This window comes from Pseudoalteromonas shioyasakiensis (assembly GCA_013391845.1).
Classification (GTDB): domain Bacteria; phylum Pseudomonadota; class Gammaproteobacteria; order Enterobacterales; family Alteromonadaceae; genus Pseudoalteromonas; species Pseudoalteromonas apostichopi.
The window spans coordinates 3502367-3522395 of the sequence record CP058414.1 but is presented as its reverse complement, the minus strand read 5'-3'; the positions used below and the strand labels follow the sequence as shown (position 1 = coordinate 3522395).

General features: G+C 41.8%; 16 protein-coding genes. 8 read left to right on the top strand and 8 right to left on the bottom strand.

What is annotated here, in order from left to right; all coding sequences use genetic code 11:
* Positions 1-44: 44 nt before the first annotated feature.
* The gene (locus HYD28_16115; GenBank protein ID QLE10359.1) at positions 45-3065 is read right to left on the bottom strand and encodes a TonB-dependent receptor; all 3021 of its coding nucleotides are present in this window, start codon (positions 3063-3065) and stop codon (positions 45-47) included.
* A 330-nt stretch (positions 3066-3395) separates the two neighbouring features.
* Between HYD28_16115 and HYD28_16110 the strand changes: the two genes are divergently transcribed.
* Positions 3396-5525: a PD40 domain-containing protein gene (locus HYD28_16110; GenBank protein ID QLE10358.1), complete on the top strand. Its 2130-nt coding sequence runs from the start codon at positions 3396-3398 to the stop codon at positions 5523-5525.
* Position 5526: 1 nt separating this feature from the next.
* Here HYD28_16110 and HYD28_16105 read toward each other — a convergent pair whose 3' ends face one another.
* Together HYD28_16105 and HYD28_16100 are read right to left on the bottom strand one after the other, a co-directional pair.
* Positions 5527-5856 (bottom strand): 5-carboxymethyl-2-hydroxymuconate Delta-isomerase, encoded by a 330-nt coding sequence (locus HYD28_16105; protein ID QLE10357.1) that lies wholly within the window; start codon positions 5854-5856, stop codon positions 5527-5529.
* A gap of 10 nt (positions 5857-5866) precedes the next feature.
* Positions 5867-6454 carry a hypothetical protein gene (locus tag HYD28_16100; protein QLE10356.1) on the bottom strand — a complete coding sequence of 196 codons (588 nt, stop codon included), beginning with the start codon at positions 6452-6454 and terminating at the stop codon, positions 5867-5869.
* Positions 6455-6557: 103 nt separating this feature from the next.
* Between HYD28_16100 and HYD28_16095 the strand changes: the two genes are divergently transcribed.
* The 6 genes from HYD28_16095 to HYD28_16070 all read left to right on the top strand — a co-directional run bounded on the left by HYD28_16095 (position 6558) and on the right by HYD28_16070 (position 11497).
* Positions 6558-7028, top strand: coding sequence for a CreA family protein (locus HYD28_16095; GenBank protein QLE10355.1), 471 nt, complete (start codon positions 6558-6560; stop codon positions 7026-7028).
* 3 nt (positions 7029-7031) lie between these two features.
* A complete protein-coding gene (locus tag HYD28_16090) occupies positions 7032-7814 on the top strand; it encodes a hypothetical protein (protein ID QLE10354.1) in 783 nt (260 codons plus the stop codon).
* A 6-nt stretch (positions 7815-7820) separates the two neighbouring features.
* Entirely contained in the window at positions 7821-8441 is a 621-nt protein-coding gene (locus HYD28_16085) for a LysE family transporter (protein QLE10353.1), read from the top strand.
* A 7-nt stretch (positions 8442-8448) separates the two neighbouring features.
* A complete protein-coding gene (locus HYD28_16080; protein ID QLE10352.1) occupies positions 8449-8964 on the top strand; it encodes a gamma-glutamylcyclotransferase in 516 nt (171 codons plus the stop codon).
* A complete protein-coding gene (locus HYD28_16075; GenBank protein ID QLE10351.1) occupies positions 8961-10508 on the top strand; it encodes a serine hydrolase in 1548 nt (515 codons plus the stop codon). Before HYD28_16080 ends, HYD28_16075 begins: the two co-directional genes overlap by 4 nt.
* Before the next feature lie 68 nt (positions 10509-10576).
* Complete coding sequence (locus HYD28_16070) at positions 10577-11497, top strand: histone deacetylase family protein (protein QLE10350.1); 921 nt, start codon at positions 10577-10579, stop codon at positions 11495-11497.
* On the opposite strand, the gene HYD28_16065 is transcribed toward HYD28_16070, so the two are convergent.
* Entirely contained in the window at positions 11494-11787 is a 294-nt protein-coding gene (locus HYD28_16065; GenBank protein QLE10349.1) for a hypothetical protein, read from the bottom strand. The genes HYD28_16070 and HYD28_16065 overlap by 4 nt on opposite strands.
* 78 nt (positions 11788-11865) lie before the next feature.
* On the opposite strand from HYD28_16065, the gene HYD28_16060 reads away from it, so the two are divergent.
* The gene (locus HYD28_16060; protein ID QLE10348.1) at positions 11866-14370 is read left to right on the top strand and encodes an EAL domain-containing protein; all 2505 of its coding nucleotides are present in this window, start codon (positions 11866-11868) and stop codon (positions 14368-14370) included.
* Here HYD28_16060 and HYD28_16055 read toward each other — a convergent pair.
* The 4 genes from HYD28_16055 to HYD28_16040 all read right to left on the bottom strand — a co-directional run bounded on the left by HYD28_16055 (position 14367) and on the right by HYD28_16040 (position 19938).
* A complete protein-coding gene (locus tag HYD28_16055; protein ID QLE10347.1) occupies positions 14367-15176 on the bottom strand; it encodes a DUF2797 domain-containing protein in 810 nt (269 codons plus the stop codon). The genes HYD28_16060 and HYD28_16055 overlap by 4 nt on opposite strands.
* A gap of 46 nt (positions 15177-15222) precedes the next feature.
* Entirely contained in the window at positions 15223-17721 is a 2499-nt protein-coding gene (locus tag HYD28_16050) for an EAL domain-containing protein (protein ID QLE10346.1), read from the bottom strand.
* A 93-nt stretch (positions 17722-17814) separates the two neighbouring features.
* Positions 17815-19101: a phosphoribosylamine--glycine ligase gene (gene purD / locus HYD28_16045; GenBank protein ID QLE10345.1), complete on the bottom strand. Its 1287-nt coding sequence runs from the start codon at positions 19099-19101 to the stop codon at positions 17815-17817.
* A gap of 15 nt (positions 19102-19116) precedes the next feature.
* Positions 19117-19938, bottom strand: coding sequence for a class I SAM-dependent methyltransferase (locus tag HYD28_16040; GenBank protein QLE10582.1), 822 nt, complete (start codon positions 19936-19938; stop codon positions 19117-19119).
* Positions 19939-20029 lie beyond the last annotated feature (91 nt).

Here is a 20029-nt window from a genome sequence, read left to right as displayed (position 1 = left end):
GCGCCTTTGATTTCAGCCTAGCTGGGGATCTTCATATGAAACGGTTAAAAGCTATATTGAGCACCCACATACACGTAGCGACCTGCACCACCGCCGTATGCGCTATAGTAGTTACCACGGCCATATGGATAAAAATCACCTTTATTATCGAACACGTTATTCACACCACCGAATACGCGCAGTTGGCTCTGTTTACCAAGTGATAGAGTGTAAGACGCTGAAAGGCTGTGTTTTAAGAACGAACCATAATCTTGGTAGGCAAGTTTTTCTGGGTTACTGATACAGGTATCTTCACCAGCCTCACAGCGGGCATCGTTTTCAGTAAGATACTCATTGTAATCTTCTTCAAGACTCTGGCTTGCTTTAAACGAGCCTAGGTAATTTGTACGCCAACGAATACGCAAGTTATCGTTACGCCATGTAAGTGACATTGATGCTTTATCTTTGCTGCTGCCGTAACCTGCGTAATGGCTAGTCACTAAGCTGCCATCAAGGCCTTCATAGGTTTGCGAGTTTTCAATTACATGGTTGTAATCTAGTTTAAACGACAACTGACCTAGGTTATCTAAGTCGAGTTTGTACTGTGCAACCACATCGTAACCACGTGCAGTTAGCTCATCGAGGTTATATTGACGCTGTAGAATTTTGATAATGTTACCTTCGCTATTACGGGTAATGTCATTACAAAATACGTTGTCTTCACCCCATGCAGCTTCTGAGTTGTAGCACTCACGCATGATGTTTTCATTACTGATCTGCGAAATCGCATCAACAATGGCAATATCGTAGTAATCAACGGCAAGATTAAAGTTTTCTATAAAGGCAGGAGCCACTGTCACACCAAATGTATAAGTATCAGCGGTTTCTTCTTTTAGATTTTCGTTACCAGCCCCTGGAGAATAGCTGTTGTTCTCATCGCTGAATTCAAAGTTTGGATCAGCAGCAAGTTGTGTTGCTAAAGTTGGCTCTTTACGGCAGTTATCGTGACCTGGTTTAGTTGATGTTGCTGTTAAACCGTCACAAATATCATCATAGCTGTCGTAATCGCCACGTGCTGGTGACATAAGTTCAGTGATCGTTGGTGCACGTTGAGCGCGAGCGTAGTTTGCTCTAAATGCATAGCCTTCGATTGGTTCCCAAAATACACCTAGCTTGTAGCTGGCAACGGTGTTGACGTTTTCCATGCTGTAGTTAGCTAAACGTAATGAAGTTTCTGCACTTAAATTTTTTGCTAAAGGAGCATCTTTTAACAGCGGGATCGCAAGTTCTGCAAAAGCTTCATAGACTTCAACTTCGCCATAAAAATTTGGTACATAGTTGAAGGTAATACCACCAGCTTTCATGTCGTCGCTGGTTGATAGGTCTTGGCTATCTTTACGATATTCGCCACCAAATACAGCGGATACAGAGCCTGCTGGTAATTCAAATAAATCACCCGCTACGTAGCCGACCACGCCATATTGTTTTATTTCGGTATCAATAATAGGGTTGGTGCGGATCCAAGCGGCCATCTCTTCGGTGATAGAGCCTTCACCAAATAAGTTAATTGGCACACAGCCTTCAGCGCGAGCTGCTTCATCAATACATTGAATGGTGCCATCTGCTAACTGTTCAGCTTGCAAAGCTTGATTTAGTTTTACGGTATTTAACTCATTGCTGCGGATTTGGTGCTGGGTAAAACGACCATAACTTGCTGATAGATCCCAGTCCCACTCGTCGTTAAATAATGTGCCTTGAAGACCTGCCCAACTACGAATCGTTTTACGGGTATTATCTGTGCTGATATTACCGACTTCGCTAAAGCGGCGATCCCAATAAATGCGATCTTTATATGGGTTGGCATCGAGAATTTCTTGCGGCACATATGGGTTGTCGATTGGAATATAACCCGGTGCCACATCTGCAAGTGGCTCGCCAGTGGTAGGGTCGTAACGTGGTACATACGCACCTTCGTATTCATCTTCAGGCGACTTATTGTTAAATGAGCCACTTTCACTGTATTGAACTTGCGCGTAAAACATCACATCGTCAGTTAAGTCGTAATCAATTTTAACTGCAGCAGATACGTTATCGCTCGGAACATCAAGCATCACGTATTGATTTGAGTTAATACCATAAATTTCTTCATTGCCTTTCCAATCATCACGTAAGGTTTGACCGTCATACCAAAACTGTGTGTCGTTGCGGCTGTGTTCTAAGAACACACCGCCCGGAATGCCGTCGCTCTTGCTTACCCAGTCAGCTTGCGTGATGTCGCGCATACATTGATCGCCATCTGCTGTTTGCATTACATTACACATGCGATCTGGATCGTAATCGTAACTATCTTCAATTTGTGCGCGTTTACGATCGTAAAAAGTCATACCGAAATCACGGTCCCAGTTGGCACTAAAATAGGCGTAACCGCGATCTTCAGCAAATGAGGTGCCGTAGTTTAAATCAAGGGTAAATTCTTTACCGCCGCCATCGGTGGTTTCACCTGTATTCGCTTTAAAGTCAAAGCCTTCTTTTTTTGATTGGGTGATAATATTCACCACACCCGCTACAGCATCGGCACCATAGGTTGCAGATGCACCGCCACTGATTATTTCAACACGCTCAACCATGCCGCTCGGAATGGTATTTAAGCTTACATAGTTGCCGCTGTAGCTATTTGAAACAACACGGCGACCATCAATCAGTGTTAGTGTACGATTAGCACCTAAATCTCGTAGTTGTACTGTAGATAACCCTGTTGCTGATACACTTGATTGGCTGGTGGTGTTACCTATGCTCTCACTAAGAGCAGGCATATTATCAACAAGAATATCTGATAAGTTGGTTAAACCTGTATCGGCAATGGCTTCACGGTCCATTGTGACCAGTGGTGTTGGAATTGAAAAACTATCGCGTTTAATACGTGAACCTGTTACAACAATTTTTTCAGGTTCTTCAGTTTGTTCATTAGCTGCTGGAGTGGTGTTGGCAGGGCGGGCAATCTCAGCCTCATTGGCAAATGCATGCTGGCTAAAACCACTGGCAACAGCAAGTGCAATAGCACAAGGTTTGGTTAGTAGATTTCTCACAGGCGTTCCTAGTTGTTTTATTTTTAGTTTTTAGAACCAGAGTGATGCTCTTTTTAAGGGCAGTTAAAATTTACAGTGAGCAACACTCTGGTTGGTCGGTATTGACGTAAAAATTTTTATAGGAATGTGAACTTAACTACAATCTTAGGTGGCTCGTTTATGTCTCTATTTTACATCTATTGAATATCTATTTATTTAAAATCAGTGGCTTAAGAAGTGGTCATTGTTAACTGTTTTGCAACGTTAAAGCTGGTGAAAGAACCACTTTTACGATAAATTGATAGGGCTTTATACTGCTGTACTTCTAAAATGGGGTTTTATTTAGAGTAAATGGAAACATCTAATCGCGTTTATCAGCTGGGCTCATGTATTGTTAACCCACTCGAAAATAAACTGATCTGCAATGGTAGTGAACAACTTTTGCAGCCTAAGTTTATTGAGTTGTTAGCCTGCTTAGTGGCGCGTTACCCCGAACCAATCACGCGTGAAGAGCTCATCAATCATGTATGGGAAGGCAATTTTTATGTCGGTGAAAAAGCCTTAACGAATGCTATTTGGCATTTACGAAAAGCATTTAAAGAGCTCGACCCAGAACAAACTTACATAGAGACATTACGAAAAACTGGCTATCGCGTTTTGTTAAAGCCTCAGTCAATAGATACAGCTGATAAAGATAAACCTGGTCCCTTAAGTATCACTGCTGCGCAGATTCGCCAGCTGTTCGTAGCTTTATGTGTAATTAGCCTAGCAGTGATGTATTGGCTGTTTTCTTCGCCTTCAGAACAAACAAATTCAAGCTTTGTGCTACCGCTCAATAGCATCGAAAGTGTTACGGCAAGCCCTGGTCGTGAGATTTACCCTTCAATTTCAGATGATCAGCATTATTTAGTGTATTCGTGGCGTCAGCTTGGTAAACCAAATAACCTATATTTACGCGATTTACATTTTCCTGAGCATCCTGCTAAGCAATTAACAGACTCACCCTATACTGAAGGCCGCTCTGTGTTTAGCCCAGATGCAAACACGTTGTACTATTACCGAATGGCGTCAGATGTCTGTGAAATTGTAAAGCTGTCTTTGGTTAATGCTACCAGTGTTGTATTAGGGGAGTGCAGTAATAAATATGCCCCAGATCTTGATATCAGTAGTGATGGTAAAACCTTGGCTTACATTGCTGATCACACCAGTAAGTCAGGTGATTATGTAACTCGTATTAAGCTGCTCGATTTACAGGCAAAACAAACAAGTGAAACGGTTATTCCTTGCAATAATGACTGCGAAACTGTGTATGAGTCGGTATCGTTTTCGCCAAGTGCTCAGCGAGTTGTGGTTACTCGTACTGTTAAAAACAACCAAAAAGCGCTGTTTTTAATTGATGTAAAGACAGGGCAAAGCCAACGCTTAACTCATGACTTTGTTGATATTCATGGTGTGGATTGGCATCCATCTAAAGAGCAATTGGCGTTTAGCGCAGTTGAAGGCGGCAAACGTTATGGCTATTTTTACGATATTAATGATCAAACCCTAATTAACACGCAAATCGCTGGTATGAGCTCGCCTAATTACAGTAGCGATGGCAGTGTTTATTATCATCAATGGGATTTAGATAAAGTGATCACGCGTTTGAAAATAGACGAGCAAGTAGCCAGCTCACCGTTTTCTATGCTGTCGACCAACTTTAGTTCGCTATTTCCTGAATATAATCAGCAGCAAGATAAACTGCTGTATGTGTCGAATGAATCGGGCAGTTCGCAGCTTTGGATTGTAAACCCCGATAGCAGCTCGCGAAAGCAGCTTACTGACTTTGCACATAATACTGGGGAAATTCGTGATCCAACTTGGTCAGCCGATGGACGCTATATTTTGTTTTCATTGTACGATAATGGCAGCACCCGCTTGTATTTTTATGATTTCAAAGTAGAGCAAAGCCAACAAATCAAGCTGCCATTTAGTCATGCTGTTAAACCTAAGTTTAGTGCTGACAGTCAGGGGATTTTGGTGTCTGATGGCGACTACCTATACCGTTATGACTTAACAGGAAGAAGCCTAGGTAAAGCCGTTGATGTACCAGCGCAGTTCGGCGTTGAAACACAAGCGGGTGATATTTTATTTACTAATTCACGTCATGCTATTTGGATTAAACACCATGAGACGGGTGTTGAAGAAATGCTTGTGAATGATATTAAATTGGCGCGCAATTATGCATGGTTGCTGGTGGCAAAAAACGCTTACCATGATGGGCGTATTTATTATTATAAAGAGCGCTTAGGTGATTACCGCATAAGCTACTATGACTTAGCGAGTAAGCAGCACCATGATTTAATTGCTTTACCTGAGCGAGCTTATAGCCGCTCATCGGGTCTGACCTACATACCCAATGAGCGTTGGTTGGTTTACACCGCATACCTATCGCCAGAGACAGAAATCAAGCGCTTACCTGCAGCCTATTTACCTAAGTGAGTTAACACTTACGATAGATATCAGCATCCATATCGTAAATATTAACGCTTAAACTATACGAGCGGCGGCAGTATGTTTTTAAGCAACTTAGCAATTGCTCACTGAGCATTTGCTTTTGCTCTATGGTTCTGCCTGCCATGATTGATGCGCCGATGTGAATAAAGCCATCTTTGCCTTCACCTAATTCGTAATGCTGATAAGCAATTGCACGAGTCTTTATGGTCGAAAGCTCAAATAAGCCAGAGTCAAAAACGGCTTGGTGAACTTTTTCAACTAACACTTGTGGCAGAATTGGCAAGTCTTCTGAGTGTTCTATAACAATGTGCGGCATAGGGTTTTCCTTAAAAGCGGTAACTAAAACCGATGTTTGTCTGAAATTGGTTTAACACATCACCATCAAAGTGCCATAGACATTGATTGTCTTCTGATGTTGGCAATGTGCACGATACATTGCTTGCATTATTTACAATAGTTGCCAGCCAGCGAGTTTCAACATAAACCCGAGCTTGTTCAGTAAATAAATAATCAGCGCCAGCATAAAGGCCCGAGGTAAAAAATGTATCAGAATCGGCAAAGTCAGTGCTGACGTAGTTTGCGCCAATTTGGGCGCCAACAAAACCAACCACACGGTCAGCCAATGGCACTTCTACGGCACTTTGAAATAGCAGATATTGCATCTCGACTTGCTTGTTGGTTTGGTCTTTCATATCAAGTTCGGTTGCTGAATAAAAGAACCCGTAACGAGCATTATCAATGGTTCTATCAAGACTGACAGTAAAATGGCTGTCATCCTCAAGCTCAATTTTAAGGTTTTCTTCGGTTTGCACCGAGTTAGTAAAGTTTTTGCCAAAACCAGCGCTAATAGAGTAGCCAGCATGAGCTGTACTACTTAAGAACATGAAACACAGTAAACCAAACGATTTTTTCATTGTTTAGATGCTCGTTGTTGAAGATATTTTGAGATAGTATTGAAACATAGCAAGCAAATCGTTGTAAACGGACAACTATCGCTTTTTAATAAGGAACACTAGGATGAAGTTACTAAAATTAGCTGCTTTGACTGCGCCACTAGTTTTGTTGAGCGGTTGCTCGGATGATGCTGCTTCGGTAAGTTTAGGGTTATTCACTACCAAAGATATTAAAGTGGTATCACAACAAGATCCGCTGATCAGCGGTGTTACTTGCCACATTAGTCATATTGAAGCGAATCTTGATTTTGCTGATCCTTCAGATATGTCTATTGCCTGTCGTCAAACAGGGCCGATTACGGCTGAACAATTAAAGCAAATTGACCGCAGTAAATCGGGTGAAGTGGTATTTAAGTCATCGAAAAGTATTTTGTTTAAATCGTTAAAAGTGCGTCGAATTTATGATGCACCTACACGCACTCTTTTGTATTTGTCTTATTCAACCAAAGAGTCAAGTGGCAGCCATCATCACGCTTTATCTACCGTGCCCCTTTACAACACGGATGCATGGCAATGGGCACAAACACAAGAGTAATTTATGTTAGCGTTATTTAAATCAGCCCCGTTAATTGATGAGCAAGAGCAGCAATGGTTAATTGATACCTTTTTATGGGCGGTTGAGCATTTTGATAGTGATTATTTTTTAAAGCATACCCAAGTTATTTTACCCAACGGACATTTTTTTCCAGATAGGGTGTCGAGCGTCAGTGAAATGGCTGAAAAGGTATTTAGTCGAGTTGTTGATTATGCGGGTATGAAGGCGTGGCCAATTAACTTAGTTGCGCCATCAGGGCTGACTCCACAGGTGTTTCCGCACTTTGAGTTCCAAGACAATTTACGCGGTAGCGAGGCAAGTTTAATCGTACCGGCAAATCACCCGGTGAATATCTCGTTTAACCCAAACCAAATAAATCAACCACAAGATTTAGTCGCAAGTTTTGCAGGAACCTTAGCCACTATTTTGATTCACCATGTGGGTGTATTACCTCCTGGCGGTAAAGAGTACTTACCACAAGCAAGTGATGCGTTAGCATGCTATTTAGGTTTTGGGGTAATGATGAGCAATACGGTATATCAATTTAAAGGTGGCTGTGGCTGCGGTTATAACCCCTATGCCAATCGCCAAGCGGCGCTGACTGAACCACAGACCCTGTTTATGCATGCGCTGGTTACGCACTTTAAAGGGGACAGTCAGTCGAAAAAGTTTTTAAAGCCCCATTTACGCAGCCAATATAAAAAAGCGCAAAAGCAAATTAACGCTTTGATTAGTAATAGTGCAAATCCTTTGCTGTTGGCTCTAGATGAACAAGCCGTAGGATAATTTTTCGTGCAGTATTTAGATGAGTTTTTATTGATTGCTATTGCTCATTTTTTTGCAGTGGCAAGTCCAGGCCCTGACTTTGCGATCGTACTAAAACAAAGTATTCAACAAGGTCGTAAAAATGCGCTCTGGACAAGTGCCGGTGTGGGTGCGGCTATTCTGTTACATATTGCTTATTGTGTATTAGGTGTGGCGTTAATATTATCGCAGTCACCAAGCTTATTTATGGCTTTAAAATACGTTGCAGGGGCCTATCTGGCTTACTTAGGTGTACAAGCCTTACGCAGTGCAAAACCCAACGATAGTAAGCAGCAAACTCTTGCACCTGCTGAGCCTGAATCTGTGTATAAAGCATTTCGACGCGGCTTTTTTACTAATGCCCTTAATCCCAAAGCAACGCTGTTTTTTATGTCGCTGTTTACTCTTGTGATTAGTCCTGAAACACCCGTTTTAGTGCAAGCTGGATATGGTGTATATATGGCAATGGCAACTTGGTTGTGGTTTTCATTTTTATCATTGGTGTTATCAAAAACATCGGTGAGAGCATTTTTCTTAAAAAGCGGATATTGGTTTGATAGAGGCATTGGGGTGATCTTAATTGCCTTAGCTATTCGCGTTGTTGTGTGAGGTGAGTATGGCGCTGTATAACTTTTCATTTGGTTCAAATATGTCATCGAGTCGATTGCTGGCAAGGCTACCTGGAGCAAAACGGGTGGGCACAGCCATTTTAAAGGGTTATGAGCTGACTTTTGATATGGTGAGTACCGATGGTTCTGCAAAATGCAGCGTGCGTAAAACAGGGCAAGCAGATACCTTGGTATATGGCGTTGTTTATCAGCTTAACGAAGCGGAAAAGTCGATTCTTGATGATATCGAAGGGCCACGTTATGACTGTGTAGATATCACCGTTGAGCTAATTGATGGCGAGCAACTCGCTGCGCATTGTTATATTGCTAACACCCTTGATGAGTCTTTACTTCCATTCGACTGGTATCTTCAGCATGTTCATCGCGGAGCGCTTGAAGCAGGTGTACCAAATCATTACAGTGAAGCAATACTCGCAAGACAAAGTTGCGATGATCCAGATAAAACCCGAGCAGCGAAAGAGTTCGCTATTCACAACAATAAAAATCACCAAGGGATATTATGAAACTCCGTAAATTAGCCGTTGCAGCGGCATTGTTATCAAGCTGTTCGTTTTACAGCTATGCTGATATTGATACTAAGAAAATCGAAAAAGTGATTGAAACGTCGATGGCACGTTTTGATGTACCGGGTATGGCTGTGGCGATTGTTGAAAATGATAAAGTCGTGTTAGCAAAAGGTTTTGGTGTATCTCACCTTGATACCGGTAAAAAAGTAAATAAAGACACATTATTCGGTATAGCCTCAAACACCAAAGCATTTACCGCAGCAGCGTTAGCTAAATTGATTGATGAAGGCAAGCTAAGCTGGGATGACAAAGTCATTGATCATCTACCTGAGTTTCGCTTGTATGACCCTTATGTTACGCGCGAAATGACCATTCGCGATTTATTAAGCCACCGTAGCGGTTTGGGTTTAGGGCAAGGTGATTTAATGATTTGGCCAGATACCGACAAATCGATTGATGAGATCATCGCAGGCCTAAAATATTTGAAACCGGCAAGTAGTTTTCGCAGTAAATACGCGTATAACAACCTAATGTTTGTGACAGCAGGTGAGGTGGTTGCGCGTGTCTCTGGCATGAGCTGGAATGATTATATTGAGAAAAATATTCTTGAGCCTCTCGATATGAAAAACTCGCGAGCTGGTTTTTCACGTATCCCTAGTAGTAATAAAAACTGGGCTACGGGTCATATCCCAATGGATGGGCAACTACATCCATTTTTTGTTAACTACCTTGAAGACTTCCGTGGTGCAGGTGCGATTGCATCAAGCGTGAGTGATATGAGCCAATGGCTACGCACGCAGCTTGCACATGGCAAAATGCCAAATGGCGATCAGTTATTCACTGAAAAGCAGCAGCAACAAATGTGGCATCCACATATTACGTCAATGGCCTCAAAAAGAGCTTATGAAGCTTACCATCAGCAATTTAGAGGCTATGGTTTAGGCTGGAGTATTGAAGACTTCCACGGCATTAAAAAGTTAGGCCATGGTGGTGGTATCTTAGGTATGGTGTCTCAAGTGACATTATTACCAGAGAAAAACCTCGGTATTGTGATTCTTAGTAACCAGCAAGCATTTAGTGCGTTATCAGCAGTAACTTATGAAGTGTTAGAAGATGCATTAGATCTTGAAGATAAAGACTGGGTTGAAGATCTTGCGAAAAAGCATTTTGAAGGTAAAAAAGAAGCTTACGCAAATGCAAAACCAGAAACACCGGCCGATTATCAACCGAAACTACCAAACATCAACTACACAGGTACACTGCATGATAACTGGTATGGTGATGTGGTCATCGAAGAGTTAAATGGTCAGCTACGTATTGATTTTACTCATACAAAGCGCTTAAAAGGTCAACTAGAGCATTACACTGGCAATACCTTTATTGTTAAGTGGGATGAAAAGTTACTTGAAGCGGATGCTTACATAGAGTTTCAAATGAGCCCAGAAAACAGAGTGAGTGGTGCGAAAATGCGCGCTGTATCAACGGCGGTCACTGACTTTAGTTTTGACTTTAGAAATTTAGATTTACGCGCTAAAAAGTAAACCAAAGTCGCAAAGCCACCATTCGGTGGCTTTGTTATACTGGGGGAAAATAATCCAAGGAGCGTATTATGAGAACGGCAGTTATCTCACATCCATTTTGTCGTAAACATAAAATGATTGAGGATCACCCAGAATGTCCCGCGCGTTTAGATGTGATCACCGACCGTTTGCTAGCAAGCGGTGTTGATATTGCAATTACTCATTTACAAGCTCCAAAAGCTAGCCGCGACGATTTTTTACGTGCTCATGATGAGTCTTTGGTCAGCCATGTAGAACAAACAATTCCTAATGACGGGCTTGCTGAATTAGACGGCGATACCTGGCTGTGTCCAGACTCAATGAAAGCGATTGAGCGTGCCGTTGGCGCCGGGTTATTAGCCGTTGATGAGATCCTTGCTGATAAGCTAGATGCAGCTTTTTGCTCGGTTAGACCGCCGGGCCATCATGCAAACCGCAGCTCCTCTGCAGGGTTTTGCGTTTTTAATAATCTAGCCATTGCCGTGAAATATGCGCAAAGCAAAGGTGTAAAACGCATCGCTATTCTAGACTTCGATGTTCACCATGGAAACGGCACTCAAGATATCTTTTTAGAAGATGATAATGTGTTGTTTTGCTCTTTGTTTCAACACCCATTTTATCCTAATACTGCGGTTGAAAATAACGCGACTTTAGTGAACTCACCGCTGCCAATTGCCAGTGATGGTAATGACTTGAAAGCTGTGTACCTTGAGCAATGGCTGCCAAAACTCAATGAATTTAAGCCTGAACTATTGTTTATTAGTGCTGGGTTTGATGCTCACCTTGAAGATGACATGGCAAGCCTGAAATTTGTTGAAGATGATTACGCATGGCTCACTACACAATTAGCTGAGTTTTGCCAACAGCAAGATTGTAAAGGGATTGTCTCTTACCTCGAAGGAGGTTATGCCTTATCAGCCCTTGGTCGAAGTGCTGTGGCGCATATTAAAGCGCTGGTGGATGCACCTTAATCTGCCAGCATAGCAAAGGCTTGCGATGGTGTAAGCCGAGAAACCTTACTTAAACAGCACACTCCTTCTTGTGCTAGATGCTCAGTCACTTTAGTCGCAAGCTCAGCGTCAGTTAAGGCTTTAACGCTCTCACCCTGCAAATTAACATAGTGCCCTGTAGCTAAAAGCATAATAACTGCGAGTTGCTGCTCCTCACTCAAACCATAAACAAAGCTTTCAATATCGGCTTCATCTTCTACTAATGCTAATTCATTAGCTGAAAAAATAATCTTAGGAAATGATGAGTGCATTTATTGTCCTGTGTCAAAGTTGCCAATATTGAAATGATTATAATTGTCAATTCATGCAAGAACTAGGAAAGTCGACTTATGAATCAACCAAGACGACATCAAAAGGTCAGTGATGTCTTTTCGCATAAATTGGTATCATGTCCTGCGCATACGCCTTTGGTCGATGCGGTAAGGTTGATGCATGTTCACAATGTAACGGCTATTTTTATCCAACATGAACAGTCCGTGGTTGGGATTTGGACTGAAGCTGATTGTTTGAAAATTGATATCAGCAGCCCAGCTTACAAGAATCTTGCCATTCATGAGGTGATGTCAGCACCTGTTATTACGGTGCCTAACCAATGTTCAGTCAGTGATGCAACGCTGCGTTTTCAACAACATGGTATTCGCCATTTATTAGTAATGGATAGTGAGAACCAACCTGCTGGTATGCTGAACCTTTCTGATATCGTTCATAACCAAGGTCTGGACCACTACCTACAGTTTAGGCCTATTCATGAGCAATACCGCACCGACCTTGAGGTCGTTGATGCGCAGACACCGATTGAAGAGGTTGTGCAGCTGATGCGAACTGGCAGGCTTGATAGTGTGCTGGTTTATAACCGAGAGCTTGAAGTACACGGTATTATTACTCAGCGCGACATTGTTGAATTGATAATCCAAACTGAGTGGCTAAATCCCTGTTGGCAGTATGCCAGTTATCCGTTAATTGAAATTGATTGTGAAAGTAGTTTATTTGATGCTTATCGCACTATGACAGAGCATAATGTTCGCCATTTGGTGGTCAAAGATGATGAGATCTGTGGGGTGATTTCATTTGCTGATTTGATCACAGAGATTGAATCGGCTTATTGTTGCGAGCTTGAGCGTGCTATTGAGCAGCGTGATCTTGCTTTGCAAAAGTCACAACGTAACCTATTTCTTGCAAATAAAATTATTGATGCCTCACTTGATGGCATCATGTTAACTCGCAAAGACGGCACCATTATTCAAGTTAACCCAGCTTTTACTGAGCTGACAGGTTTTGCTGAACATGAAGTAATAGGTAAGCGGCCAAATATTCTAAGCTCAACAAAACATAGTCGTTCTTTTTATCAAAAAATGTGGCATGCCATTGAATATGAAGGGGTGTGGCAAGGGGAGATCTGTAATTGTAAGAAAGGCGGCGAAGAGTTTGTTGAGTGGCTAACCATCATTCAAATTAAAGACCCTAACTTTGATGAGGTGCTGTATGCAGCTATTTTTAGCGATATTACTGAGCGTAAACGTGCTGAAGAAAAAATTGCCCAGCTTGCCTATTACGATGAATTGACCGGCCTGCCAAATCGGCGCTTATTTCATGACAGGCTCTCCATTGCACTAAGCACCGCCAAGCGTAACCATGATCTTTTAGCTGTAATGTTTATCGACTTAGATCGCTTTAAAGAGGTCAACGACAGCTTAGGACATGACGCAGGTGATAATTTGCTTGAACAAGTTGCTGAACGAATTTTATCAATCTTACCTGAAGGGGATACCCTAGCACGCTTAGGTGGTGATGAATTTGTTTTACTATGCGAAGTAAATCGTGTTGAAACGTTATTAAACTTTGCAGAACAAGTATTACAGCAAGTGAGTATGCCGCTTGCTATTAACGAGCATGTAGTTGCAATTACAGCCTCTATTGGCGCCGCAGTTTATCCAGATGATGGCGTAGATAGCGCCACATTACTTAAGCATGCTGATATTGCTATGTACCGCGCCAAAGAAGTCGGTCGTAATTCATTTCAATTATTTAAACCAGCTATGAATGCGCGCTCTTTAGAACGTCTGGCAATGATGAGCCGTTTGCAAAATGCCATTGAATGTGACGAATTTGAGCTTTATTTCCAACCGAAGCAAGAGTTAAACTCGGGTAAAATTTTAGGTGTTGAAGCGCTTTTGCGTTGGCATGAGCCGAATCTTGGCGTGATCTCACCGGCTAAATTTATCCCCCTTGCTGAAGAGCTTGGTCTAATTGTAAAACTCGATTTATGGGTAATCGAGCAGGCTTGTAAAGAGTTAGAAAAGTGGCAGCAACAAGGGATTGAAGCAGGGCGCTTAGCAATTAATATATCGGCGAATCACTTACGTCAGGGGCAATTAGCATCGAATGTTGAGCGTTTACTTGAGCGTTATAATGTTGACCCACACAAGCTTGAAGTTGAGCTGACGGAAAGCTGTTTTATAAGCCACTTTAGTGAGGCCAAGCAAGAGTTGTTGGCGCTGAAAAAACTAGGTGTGCATATTACTTTGGATGACTTTGGTACGGGGTATTCGGCTTTAAGTTATTTAACAAAACTGCCTATTGATACGTTAAAAATAGATGCCAGCTTTATAGCAAAAGTACCTGATGAATATGGTAATAGTGAAATAGTAACGGCGATTATTAGTCTTGCGAAAAGTTTAAGTATTCATGTTGTCGCCGAAGGGGTTGAGAAGGTAGAGCAGTTAAATTACTTACGTTCACTTAACTGCGATATCATTCAAGGCTATTATTTTTGCCGTCCCGTAGCGAAACAGCAATGGTATGACTTTTACCTTAATACAGAAAAAAGCGATTAATTAAGGCTTATCTCATAAGAAGTAAACTTACGAATATTAATTACGCCAGTATCAAAAATTAGGTACTGGCCTTTAATGCCTTTTAAAATCCCCGATACTTCTGGTGCTTTATCAAAATTGAAAGAGCTGATTTTGCTTGGGTATTCACTCACAGGATAGTCTAGCTCAACCACATCTTCATCGAGCTTTTCAATTGCCGTTGAGCCAAACAGTTCAGCAAGTTCACTCAGCTTAGCATCAATTTGTGGGATCAGCTCACTGGCAGCGGCTTTTAAATCAATTGCTTCAGATTGGCCTTTTAGCATGTTTCGCCAATTGGTTTTATCAGCAATAAACTTGGCTAAGGCAACCTCAACTAAACCAGATTGAAGGCGGGTTTGTACTTTGAAGATAGGTAAAGCTTGCGTCGCACCTTGGTCAATCCAGCGTGTAGGAATTTGAGTATGGCGGGTAATACCTACTTTTAGGCCTGAGGTGTTTGCTAAATACACGTAATGCGGGATCATGCAGTTTTCTTCACCCCACTGCGGCTCACGACAGGTACCTTTATCAAAGTGGCACGTTTCAGGCTTCATGATACACATGTCACAGCTAGCCAGTTTGCGCATACACACGAAACAGTGGCCTTGAGAGTAGCTTTTCTTGGTTTTTTTACCGCAGTTACAGCAAAAAATATTGCCAGTAAAAGTGAGTGTTAGCGGTTTACCAATATAGTCATTTAACGAAACTAGCTCATCACCAATAGGTAATTGATATTCGACAGGAGAGGTAAGTGTCGACTTTAATTTTCTGATCGTACCTTGCATCTTTACATGGCCCCTAAAGATGTTAAAAAGAGCAGTGTAACACGCCCTATTTAAATTGTGAGGCAATAAAGCTTAGATACTCATTAATCGGCAGTGCTTTGCTGTAATAATAGCCTTGGCCTTGATCAGCCCCCATTTTGATCAGCATTTTCTCTGTAGCTTGGTTTTCAACACCTTCGATGGTGATATTCATATCAAGGTTATGGGCCATATCAATGGCAGTTTTTACAACCACTTGATTAGTTGTGTTATCCACTAAATCAAGAATAAAGCACTTATCTACTTTTATAGTGCTAAATGAATAATTCACCAAGTAGTTCAACGAAGAGTAGCCAGTACCAAAGTCATCGAGTACTACCTTACTCCCGAGTTTATTGAGCTCGCTGATAAAGCTGACCATTTCATCATGGTTTTTAATAAGCGCAAACTCGGTTAATTCAAACTTTAACTGATCCGCGGTAATACCATGTTTTAAGATAGTGTTTTCGACTTTTTCGACGAGTTTAGGGATAGCGAGATTTTTCGCACTTAAATTAACGCTAATAGTATGCTCGCGGTAACCTTGTCGATTAAGCTGTGCAGCAGCAAGGCAAGCCTGATCAATTACCCATAAGCTTAGTTCATTGATTAAACCTGTTCGTTCAGCCAATAAAATCAGTTGCTCAATATCGAGATACTTACCAGCTGTAGGCCAGCGTAATAGCGCCTCAGCACCACAGATAGCGCCGCTGTGTAAATTGATAATTGGCTGTAAGTAAATGGCTAATGTATTGCTTCGTATTGCTTGCTGTAATTCTGCAGCAAGGCTGACATCCATATCAATATGTGGTGCGTTAAAGTCAATATTTTGTTGTTTTTGTGATAAACCCAAGTAGCCACGCTGCAGCCAAATATCAAAGCCATCATCACTAACCGGCTCGGTAATGCTAAAGCGATAGTAAAGCTGTAGGTCTAAGCCTGCCACTTTATATTGTTTAGGGAGCTGTTTACAAAGGTTGTTAAGCTCTTGATAAAGCTCTACTTGAGACTGAATTTTGGTAGAAATAAAGGCGAGTATACCATTCCCTAAATCAGCTACTTTTGGGCTATTATCTAAAGCCGACTCTAAATTAATAAATTGTCTCTTTTTATTGATTTGATGCTCTAGGGATTGAGCAACTGTGATAATTATTTGGCTACTCTGACTTGGCTTAAGGATGCTCATTAGGGCATTAAATTGCTCTATTTTCACTAAACAAAGATTAGCGAGCCTGTGCTCTGAAGTGATCGCCATATAGGCTTGTTTGAGCATAGCTTGATTGAGTAACTCTGTTTGTTGAGTATGAGTTGCATGATACAGCGCTTTTTCACGTTGATACCGGACTCGATCAGCCAGCGCCATTGCCATGAGCACAATTTCACACAGAATAGCGACTAAAAAAATATATCTAACTGCAAAGCTATACTGAATAAATCCAGTAAGCTCTAAAGGTTGAATTGCAGCGCCTACTATCAGTGGCACCCAAGACATTACATAAAACTTTGCCCATCTAAAGCCACTCACTAACTTTTTGTATATCATGCAAATACATAAAATATAAAGCGGTACCATGATGGCAAAAAAGATTTTTGAAGAATGATATTCCAGCATGAAAAAACTGATCAGGCTGAGACTGAAGAGCAGGGCTAAAAAGCTAATACTGAGTTTATAAAGGCGGCAATTGTCTTTATGGTAGCGTAAGAACATAGTGCAAAATGCTACAGTGAAAAAGGCTATTGCATAGTTACTGAAGACCACTTGCTCATTAAAAAACATTTGCCATGACAAAGGCCATAGATAAAAACCAAAACCAAGCACTGAGCCCATAAGTAGCAATGCTGAGATTATATAACCTATGTAAATAAGGTAGACACGGTCACGAATCCCTAAAAATAATACCAAGTTATAGAGGGCTGCCATTATCAGCACGCCAATAAAGATCCCCCAAATACCCGACTGTGAACGAAGTAAATCTTGGAACTCTTTTTCACCATAAATATTGATAGGTGTCTTACTAATACCAACAGTATCTATCTTAATAATGAGGGTTGTTTGCTCGTTGCCCTGCATTGTTAAAATGCTGTGCGGTGTGCTGTATTGGAACAAACTGAGCCCAGCTACTTTATCTCCTAGCTCGGTTGTATCTATAAGCAGCCCCTTATCATCAACATGATAGACAGTGAGGTAATCAACCATTGGGTTGTCAAAGTGAATAGACAGCTCTACTGGCTTTGTTTGACGGTTTTCTAAATCAAGCTTTAGCCAATAATCTTGCTCGGCTAAATCCCACTCAATATCTTTAAAAGGGCGTTGCTTTAGCTTTTCTGGTTCTGCTAAAAACTGCTCCAGAGTTAGTGATTTACTGTAGTCGATTCGATACGCCGTTTTACTGTAAATAGGCGCCGTTTTGTCAATGGTATAGCGGGTAGGGCTGGCTAAATGAGCCGCTAGGGTGGCAATGATAAAAAACAAAATTGTTAAAATAAGAAATGAAACAAAGTTATATTTCAGTGCTTTATTATTCAAAATTAGTTCTTTATCTAGGTAAATATTCTTATTAGTGTAGCATTAAAAAAGCGCAGATAAACTGCGCTTTATTAGAATTAGACTGGTTTGACCTTAATTCTGTTCGCGAGCAATTGCACGGTAAGCGATATCTGTACGATATTCCATGCCTTCCCAGCTGATTTCATCAACTAGTTTATAAGCACGTTGTTGCGCTTCAGTAACTGTGTTGCCAAGCGCTGTAGCACAAAGCACACGACCGCCAGCCGTAACAACATTTTCGCCGTCTTGCTTAGTGCCTGCGTGGAATACTTTTTCACCTTCAGGATAAGTAACTTGTAAGCCGTTGATAGTGTCACCTTTCGGGTAGCTATCTGGGTAGCCTTTTGCTGCTAGTACAATACCTACAGCTGCGCGCGGATCGAACTCGATATCGGTTTTATCAAGTTCTTCACGGTTAGCCGCTTCGATAAGCTCAACAAGGTCAGACTTAAGACGAAGCATCATAGGTTGTGTTTCTGGATCGCCAAAACGACAGTTGTATTCAATCACTTTTGGAGTGCCATCAGCGGTGATCATTAAACCAGCGTATAAGAAGCCAGTGTAAGGGTGGCCTTCTTTTGCCATGCCTTCAACTGTCGGGTTGATCACTTCATTCATAATGCGCTGGTGAATTTCATCTGTAACCACTGGTGCAGGTGAGTATGCACCCATGCCGCCAGTGTTTGGACCTTGGTCACCATTGTAAGCACGTTTGTGGTCTTGGCTAGTTGCAAATGGCAACACGTTTTTGCCATCAACCATCACGATGAAAGATGCTTCTTCGCCTTCTAAGAACTCTTCGATAACCACACGGCTACCAGCTTCACCAAAGCTGTTGCCTGCAAGCATATCGCGAATAGCTTCTTCAGCTTCAAGTTCAGTCATCGCAACGATAACGCCTTTACCCGCTGCTAAGCCATCAGCTTTAACAACAATTGGCGCACCTTTTTCTTTTAGGTATGCAAGCGCAGGTTCGATTTGTTCAAATGTTTGATAATCCGCTGTTGGAATGTCGTGACGTGCTAAGAAGTCTTTAGTGAACGACTTAGAGCCTTCTAATTGTGCAGCACCTGCTGTTGGGCCGAAGATAGCCAAACCGTTTTCACGGAATGTATCAACCACACCTAAAACAAGAGGTACTTCAGGGCCAACAATGGTTAACTCAACGTTGTTTTCTTTAGCAAAAGTAACTAAACCTGCTAAGTCTTCAACATTAATAGCAACGTTTTCAAGTTTTGGCTCAAGTGCAGTACCTGCGTTACCTGGAGCGACGAAAACGGTGTTTACTTTAGTATTTTGTGCAGCCTTAAACGCAAGAGCGTGTTCGCGGCCGCCACTGCCGATGACAAGTACATTCATGGCGTATAATCCTATTTATAGCGGTTTTTTAAACTTCAGCGTCATACGGTCACTTTCACCAATCGCTTTATATTTAGCAGCGTCTTTTTCGTCAAGTGCTAAACGTGGTGGTAGTGTCCATACCCCTTTAGGGTGATCAGCTGTATCAAGAGGGTTTGCATTAATGTCACTGCTTGCCACTAGTTCAAAGCCAGCTTGCTTTGCAATTTCAATTACATAGCTTTGCTTCATATAACCTGATGATTTCTGATCTTCATCGCTGCGAGACTCAGGTAGGCGGTGTTCAACCACACCTAAAGTGCCGCCTGGCTTAAGTGCTTTATAAAATGCTTTAAATGCACTTAACGCGCCTTCTTTATCTTTACCCATGTACCAGTTGTGGACATTTCTGAATGTTAAGACAAGATCAGCGCTATCCGCTGGTGCAATATCAAGATGTGTCACTGGCGCAAATTCAGTCAGTTTAACTTCACTGAAGCGCGCGTCATCGCTCATCTTTTTCTTGAAACCAGCTAATGAACGTTGGTAATAACCCACTTCAGAATCTGCTGGGAAATGTGCCGCGTAGTAAACACCATGACCTTTTACGGCTGGTGCAAGGATTTCGCTATACCATCCACCGCCTGGAGCAATTTCAACAACTGTCATGTTTGGCTTAAAGCCAAAGAACTCAAGTGTTTCAACTGGATGGCGATATTTATCACGTGCGCTATTTTCAGCATCACGTTCGCTTGATTGCACAGCATTTGTAAGCGCTGATTCATGGGCGTGGCTTAGTGCCTGTGCTGATGTTAGCGCAAGGCTGGCAACGAGTAACGATTTTACGGCAAATTTCATCATCTGTTCCTTCATTATATGGGTAATTATTATTATTAATCAGAATACGTGAATTTGTGGCAAACAAAAAGGGTTAAGCTATTTGCTTAAC